The sequence below is a fragment of the Alistipes sp. An66 genome (assembly GCF_002161445.1).
Lineage (GTDB): Bacteria > Bacteroidota > Bacteroidia > Bacteroidales > Rikenellaceae > Alistipes > Alistipes cottocaccae.
On record NZ_NFHT01000041.1, the window covers coordinates 1 to 1,682 of the forward strand.

2 protein-coding genes are annotated in these 1,682 nt (G+C 46.7%); one reads left to right on the forward strand and one right to left on the reverse strand.

The annotated features are described in order from the left end of the window. The first annotated feature begins 331 nt into the window (after window positions 1-331). Window positions 332-946, forward strand: a complete 615-nt coding sequence (locus B5G16_RS12385; RefSeq protein WP_143260912.1) for a hypothetical protein — start codon at window positions 332-334, stop codon at window positions 944-946. Window positions 947-1,016: 70 nt separating this feature from the next. Here the strand turns inward: B5G16_RS12385 and B5G16_RS12390 are convergent. Continuing rightward, window positions 1,017-1,682 (reverse strand): site-specific integrase (locus B5G16_RS12390; protein ID WP_143260913.1); only part of this gene is annotated, 666 nt, incomplete at its 5' end.

The following is a 1,682-nucleotide window of genomic DNA, read 5'->3' on the forward strand; positions in this document are numbered from 1 at the left end:
TTGCGTGACCTGTTCGACAAGACTAATTTCAATGATGTCAAAGATCTATATAATCCCATTATTCCGGGGCTATTTGATTAATTGTTTAACTCGTCCCATTTTAACGGGACGCTAATGATTTATTCTTTTAATTCAAACAAAAGGAGCATTAAATAAGGACTTAATGTTCTCCAGATAGGCGATGTCTCTAAACACCTTCGTTATCTCAACTCTTTCAAACGAGCCGTGGGCTGTAGCATCAGCATTTTCTTTCATGAGAATTAGAGAATTGTGTTAGAATGGGCCTGGAATCAGCGCCCATTTTTTGTGTGTAATCCTAAAGGAATATGCTATGAATAATATAGCAAAAAGATTTAGCCGGAGTGAATTCATCAAACTGCTTCATACAAAAAACTTAAACCCGAATAACTCCGATAACAAACGTCTTAGTTTGGCCTACACACGTTTTATCAATCGTATTCAGACTGTCTCCAAACTGGATTCCTGTTCCAGGCTGGAAGCTCTGCAAGCATTGGCGAGGACAAGAGAAATTCTTTTCCGGTTGCAGGCTCAACATAAGGATTCGGAGTCTCTCAGTTATCAATTGATCCGCTCCTCGCTCTCGCTGATCAATTTTGAGAAACAAATGATCTGTCTGCAGCTCAAATATCCGGGTATTCGGAATGTGCATACTTCGCGCCCTCATTCGCCGCTCAAAATTTCGAAGCGATTCACCAACTCAGATCTGATGGAGGTAATTGCCGCCTTATCGGCTGTGGGGTTCTTCTGCCAGCAGGACGACTCCCCGGCTACTTTTATGCAGATTACCCGCGAGTTTGAGACGCTATGCAATACGAGTTTCAAGAATCCGGACAATTGCCGCTGGGCTATTCTGAACCGCAAGAACCGTCTGACCCACTTTCTTGATACGTTGCGGGGTACGTTAGCCGAGTTGAGTCAGAAGTAAACGGTTCTTCCATAAACGACCGGCCGTAAGAAACTGGAATGGTTCCTCGCCGCCCGGTCGTTTGTCGGCATCAGGCCGTTAGTATTTTCCCGATTTTTTGCATCTCCCGACTGATATTCGCTTCGGATATTTTGGCATAATGACGGGTCATGTTGGTGTTCGAGTGGCCGAGGATCTTGGCGATTATATCAATTGGCATTCCGTATTCGATTGCCAGGGTTGCGAACGTATGTCGGGCCAGGTGGACTGTCAGATTTTTGTTGATCAGGCAAATATCGGCAATCTCCTTCAGATAGGCATTCATCTTCTGATTGCTCGGAACGGGCAGCAACTTTCCTTTGAGTCGTAACTCGGGATCCCGCTCGTATTTTTGCAGAATCCGAATCGGATGCGGCAGCAGCGGAATCCGACTTACGACTGCGGTCTTCTCCCGTGGTTTATGAATCCACAGAATACCGTTCTCGTCGGTTGTGATGTGCTCGGGACGCAGGTGGTCGACATCCGTGAAGGCCAGTCCCGTCAGCGCACAGAAGCAGAAGACATCCCGAATCCGTTCCAGCCGTTCGTTTGGCATCGGGCGTTTCAGCAGCAGGTCCAGCTCCGCCTTTGTCAACGGTACCTTGACATTCGTCTTGTCGATCTTCATCTTGTAGAAGCGGAAGGGATTTTTCTCGATCCACTCGTTTCGGATAGCATAGAGGATGAAGTTCTTCAAGCAGCAGAGCAGATTGACCGC